General features: G+C 39.2%; 5 protein-coding genes. 3 read left to right on the forward strand and 2 right to left on the reverse strand.

Going from position 1 to position 5,569, the window contains the following annotated elements; translation table 11 throughout:
* Together ACILQF_RS09925 and ACILQF_RS09930 are read left to right on the forward strand one after the other, a co-directional pair.
* Positions 1 to 819, forward strand: an 819-nt coding sequence (locus ACILQF_RS09925; RefSeq protein ID WP_395627256.1) for a flagellar motor protein MotB, incomplete at its 5' end; no start/stop codon positions are given.
* Between the two features lie 195 nt (positions 820 to 1,014).
* Positions 1,015 to 1,980 carry an isopenicillin N synthase family dioxygenase gene (locus tag ACILQF_RS09930; protein WP_395627257.1) on the forward strand — a complete coding sequence of 322 codons (966 nt, stop codon included), beginning with the start codon at positions 1,015 to 1,017 and terminating at the stop codon, positions 1,978 to 1,980.
* Positions 1,981 to 2,274: 294 nt separating this feature from the next.
* Here ACILQF_RS09930 and ACILQF_RS09935 read toward each other — a convergent pair whose 3' ends face one another.
* Complete coding sequence (locus ACILQF_RS09935; protein WP_395627258.1) at positions 2,275 to 2,760, reverse strand: hypothetical protein; 486 nt, start codon at positions 2,758 to 2,760, stop codon at positions 2,275 to 2,277.
* Between the two features lies 1 nt (position 2,761).
* Positions 2,762 to 4,090 carry a tRNA lysidine(34) synthetase TilS gene (gene tilS / locus ACILQF_RS09940; RefSeq protein WP_395627259.1) on the reverse strand — a complete coding sequence of 443 codons (1,329 nt, stop codon included), beginning with the start codon at positions 4,088 to 4,090 and terminating at the stop codon, positions 2,762 to 2,764.
* Positions 4,091 to 4,140: 50 nt separating this feature from the next.
* Here tilS and ACILQF_RS09945 point away from each other — a divergent pair.
* Positions 4,141 to 5,569: OstA-like protein (locus ACILQF_RS09945; RefSeq protein WP_395627260.1), on the forward strand; the 1,429-nt coding region annotated here is incomplete at its 3' end.

Below are 5,569 nucleotides of genomic sequence, written 5' to 3' on the forward strand. Positions count from 1 at the left end.
TTAGGTCAGGGATGCGTAAGTAAAAAGAAATACAATACTTTGCAATCCAATTACGACAGTCTGAATGTAAATACCGAATCACTGATTGAAAAGTTTCGAATTAGTCAGCAGCGACTAACTGTATCCGACGAACGTGTAAAAAGTTTGGAGGAGCAACTCGCTTCCGAAAAATCGAATCTTTTACAGCTGCAAAAGGCGCTCGATAAATGTTTAACCTCTACAGGGCAGGGTAATGTGAATATTTCTAAGTTGGTGGATGAGATTAATGCATCAAATAAATACATCAAAGAGCTCGTAAATTCCAAGAATAAGAGCGATTCGCTCAATTTGGTCTTAACAAATAATTTAACCCGTTCTTTAAGTCGCGAAGAATTGAAAGATGTAGACGTGCAAGTGCTAAAGGGAGTGGTTTATATTTCCCTTTCAGACAAGATGTTATACCGTTCGGGAAGTTATATGATTTCGGAAACTGCTGGAGAGGTGCTGAGCAAAATCGCTAAAATTATTAAGGATTATAAAGGTTATGATGTGCTGATTGAAGGAAATACAGATAATGTACCTATCAATATGGTGAATATACGGAACAATTGGGATTTAAGCGCATTGAGGGGCTCTTCGGTAGTGCAAGCGCTACAAAACCAGTATGCTGTGGATCCTAAGCGATTAACTGTTGGTGGGCGTGGTGAATATAACCCATTGGCTAGCAATGATACGGAAATGGGTAGGGCTAAAAACCGTCGGACTCAAATTATCATCACTCCGAGTTTGGATCAGTTTATGGAATTGATTGAAAAGGCTCCTGCAGAATCCTCGAAATAAATCTGTTAAATCCCTCTGCTTGTATTTTATGCTTCGGAGGGATTTTTTATGTCCTCAGGCCAGTATATTTTCATTATTAAAAAATGTGGATAATGTAAAATGCTGATAGTTAGTAATATGTATTAATTTTTATTTGCAATTTTATAGCTAATTAACAATTGATTGTATATTCGTTTTTTAAAAAAGCAATTAGATATGTCTTCAGAAGTAAACATTCCACGCCTAGATCTTCATGATTATACAAAAGGTAGTGCTGAACAGAAAAAGCAATTTTCGGATGCTATAGGCAAAGCATTTAATGATACAGGTTTTGTAACTATAGCCAATCATGGCATGACTAGAGAGTTGATGGATGAGCTTTATGCTGAAGTAAAACGCTTTTTTAGTCTCTCAGAAGAACAAAAATTGAAATATGAAGTCCCGGGCCTTGCCGGACAACGAGGTTATACCAGCAAAGGTAAAGAGAAGGCTAAAGATTCAAAAACTCCTGATTTGAAGGAGTTTTGGCAAAGCGGACAAGTGGTTACGGATGGGGATGCGATAAAGAGTGAGTATCCTGATAATGTGATGGTGGAAGAGTTACCAGAATTCAATGCCATTACGCGCGAGGTTTATCAGCGCCTAGAGGAGGCAGGAAAGCATTTACTACATGCGATTGCTGTTTATTTAAATTTACCTGAAAATTATTTTGACGATAAGGTTCATAATGGAAATTCCATTTTAAGGGCTATACATTATTTCCCGATTGTTGATCCGGATAGTATTCCTGCCGATGCGGTTCGTGCCGGGGCGCATGAAGATATTAACTTGATTACTTTACTTATTGGTGCGAGCGCTGATGGTTTAGAGGTTTTAACCCGTGATGGTAATTGGTTCGCTGTGAAAGCCAATGCAGAAGATATTGTGGTTAATGTAGGTGATATGTTACAACGCCTAACCAATAATAAATTAAAATCTACTACCCATCGTGTGGTAAATCCACCGCGTGAATTGATGAAGAATTCACGTTATTCTGTGCCATTTTTCTTGCATCCAAAAAGTACCATGGATCTTACTGCGCTAAAGTCATGTATTGATGCGCAGCATCCAAAGGCTTATACTGATATTACTGCCGGAGCGTACTTGGATGAAAGATTGAGAGAGATTGGATTGAAGATGTAGGAGGGGGGGTACTCTGGTCGGTCGTCTAGGTCAGTCCTCTGGTCGTTTCTCTAGTGGTTCCTCTGCGTCGGCCCTCTGGTCAGTCCTCCAGTGTTTCCTCTAGTCGGTCCTCTGGTCGGTCCTCTGGTCGGTCGTCTAGGTCAGTCCTCTGGTCGTTTCTCTAGTGGTTCCTCTGTGTCGGCCCTCTGGTCAGTCCTCCAGTGTTTCCTCTAGTCGGCTCTCTGGTCGGTCCTCTGGTCGGTCCTCTAGGTCTACCACAGGGTCGAGCATAGTAAAAACAACTTTGAATGAAACCTATTTCTTCATCTCACTCCTAATACTCTGCTCCAACTCAACAGCTCGTTGACTGCCAATGATATAGACTAATCCGTCGCGATCGGTTAATTTTACGGCATCTTTTCCGGAGGCATAAAAGCGAATAGTGCCTTTTTGATGAAGGTTATATACAGGATTGTTAATCAAATAGGTGCTATAATTGCTGCGTTCCACCTGAACAATGCTATTTAGATCGATTTTTACCATTTTGGTGGTCCATAATCCATTAAGAATAATGCTTTTATTATGAACGCTTGTTTTAAAATGAAGTAAAAACATCATAATTACGGAAGCCACAAGTACTCCAAATCCAACAACTAAAAATAAATCTGCATTCTGTTCACGGCGCTCAGAAATATAGTAAGCAGCAAAGCAAAATAATGACAAAACCAGTCTGATGCTAATGCGGTTAGGATCACGCCCTAAAAATTGTTTTTCTAAAAATACTGGTTCTACTTCTTGCATATTAATTCAATTGCTCTAAGATAAAGACTTTTTTTGTGTTGGGACTAATTTTATAGCCTTCGCTGATTCTTAATCCTGCAATCCAGACAATATCTCCGTTCCCATTTTCCAATACAGGGATGTCTTTTTTACGATTCAGACTTATTTTCTGCTCAATAAAAAAGTCGCTTAATTTTTTCTTAGTTTTTAATCCAAGTGGACGGAAAAAATCGCCATGCTGCCAGCTTCTCATTATTAAGGGAAATTTGAGCAAGTCATAGTCAAGTTGAGCAAAATTTAGCTCTGTGCACATTTTGAAGTCTTCGATAGGAATAATGCCAATTGAAAATTGTTTTTCATTCCAATTGCATAACCTGCTTTCCTGCTCAATGATGATAGGGGCTGGAATTTCTTCATTGATGCGGCCTAACAAAATACGATCACGATTAAGCAAAAGCTCATGTGTTGCCGATCTAAACAACTTGCCTGACTGGCTTGTCCAAGAAACAGCCAGATCGCTTAAAATTGCCTCGGTGAAGCCATAGGGGCGAAATAGCTCGTATAACAAGGTATTTAGCGGCACTAAGTTCTTTAATTTTTCTAGATTAATCTCAAATTCATGCTCATCTAGCTTTTTAAAAAGCTCATTTCGCAGCTCTTCAACACGTTGATTAAGCATGGTTTCAAGTTCGGCAAAACGTTTTCTGTTGGCTTCAAATGTTTGCTCGAGACTTGGGTTTAGCTGCTTTAAAACTGGAATAACTTCCAATCGGATTTTATTACGGGCATATTTTGTAGATAGGTTTGAGCTATCTTCACGGAATTCGAAAGGTGGCATGGAATCTATCTCCTCGCGACTTAAAAAAAGCATGGGGCGAATAATTTTGCCCTTTTTTGCCAATATTCCATGTAGCCCTGCTATACCTGTCCCGCGTGTTAAATTCAATAAGATGGTTTCTACTACATCATTTTGATGATGTGCCAAAGCGATGTATTGATAATTTTGTTCTTCTCTAATATTTTCTAGCCATTGATAGCGTAAATCGCGGGCGGCCATTTGAATGGAGATGTGATTTTTTGAGGCATATTCTTTCGTATTAAATTTTGAAACAAAGATTTCAACTCCCAATTCTGAAGCAAGATTTACTGTAAAATATTCATCTTCATCGGCTTCTTTTCCTCGCAATTGAAAATTGCAATGGGCAATTCCGAAATTATATCCCGCCAATTTAAACATTTTGGCCATCAGCACGGAGTCGCGACCACCGCTTACAGCAAGCAATAGACGCTCTTTTTCCTGGAAAAGGGCATGTTTTTTGATAAATTCTTGCAGTCGTTCGAGGGCTATCATGTGCTCAAAATTATTTAATTAAAAATCCTTAGCCAAAAAACTATTTTTGTATGGTGAGAATATTTCTATTATCAGTTTTGTTTAGCATAATTTCGGTTGCCGCCTTTGCACAAGGGCAGCAGATTGAAATCCGTTCGTCGCAGCTTATTAAAGGCTTCCAGTCGTCGGGTTTTGCCAGAATCATTCGCCCTGTTTTTGCACAAGACGGATCAACGCTTTCTGCCGATAGTGCCGACTTCAACCAGTCTTCCAATACTTTTGACGCCTATGGCCATGTGGTTATTACACAACCCTCCGGTACCGTTATTTATTCTGATTTGCTAAATTATAACGGAAATACAAAGCTGGCAATTTTAACCAACAATATAAGGTTTATTGATGGGGATGCTACGCTAACTACCAATAATCTGACTTATAATATGAATACCCGTATCGGGACTTATTTGGGTGGTGGGAAGATTGTGAATGGAAAAAATGTGCTTACCAGTAAAAACGGCTATTATTTTGCCACTACTAGGGATGCTTATTTTAGAGATAATGTAGTGCTTAATTCGCCAGATGCCATCATTAAAAATGATACTTTACGGTATAACTCAAACTCGAAAATTGCCTATTTCTATGGCCCAACCAATATTTATGGTAAGGATGACACGCTTTACACAGAAAGTGGCACCTACAATACAAGTAATGATCAGGCACGTTTCGGAAAAAATAATTTATACCGCCAGGGAAGTAAATCCTTAACTGGTGATAGCTTATTTTATGATCGTAAAGTGGGCTATGGAAAGGCAATTGGCCATGTAACCTTTAAGGATACCGTTGAAAAAGCAATATTAAAGGGCGGGCTAGGGGAGTATAAAAAGGCTGATGAAAGCATTTTAGTGACTTTGAACCCCTATGTTGTCATTATTACTGAATCCGACTCGGCCAAGGTTGATTCAATTTGGATGACGGCAGATACCCTATTTAGCAAGGTGATTTTTGCCCGGGATTTAGTTCCCTATAAAAAGGATGAAGTTGTTCCTGATGCTGAAATTGCTGCAAAAGATGAAGCTCCCCAAATAAGTTCTAAGGGCGCGATAAATGCAACAGTAGTAAGTGAAAAAAATAAAGCTCCTGCTTTGCGAAATACTACTGAAAAGGCTAATAAGGACGTGGAAGTAGAAGAATTAGTAAAGGAGCCTGACGATGTGAAAATACCAGGGGCTAAACAACCGCCTCCAGAAATAAAAAAGCCTAAAATTCAACCACCAAAGGCTGTTTTAAGTAAAGATAAAAATCCGGATAGCCTAAAAGTAGCTGTTCTCGCTAAAGATTCTATTAGCATGGATACTACGCGTACCAGAATTATTAGTGCTTTTCACAATGCTAAAATATTTAAATCTGATTTGCAGGCAAAAGCCGATTCCATGTTTTTTAGCGAAGCCGACTCCACGGTAAGGTGTTATGTTAGTCCGATGATATGGGCCCAAGGCTCCC

The sequence above is a fragment of the Daejeonella sp. genome, from assembly GCF_044232565.1.
GTDB lineage: Bacteria > Bacteroidota > Bacteroidia > Sphingobacteriales > Sphingobacteriaceae > Daejeonella.

Excerpts from the sequence above, each read along its gene's own strand:
- ACILQF_RS09930 (WP_395627257.1), top strand. The coding sequence starts at position 1,015 with ATGTCTTCAGAAGTAAACATTCCACGCCTAGATCTTCATGATTATACA.
- ACILQF_RS09935 (WP_395627258.1), bottom strand. The coding sequence starts at position 2,760 with ATGCAAGAAGTAGAACCAGTATTTTTAGAAAAACAATTTTTAGGGCGT.
- tilS (WP_395627259.1), bottom strand. The coding sequence starts at position 4,090 with ATGATAGCCCTCGAACGACTGCAAGAATTTATCAAAAAACATGCCCTT.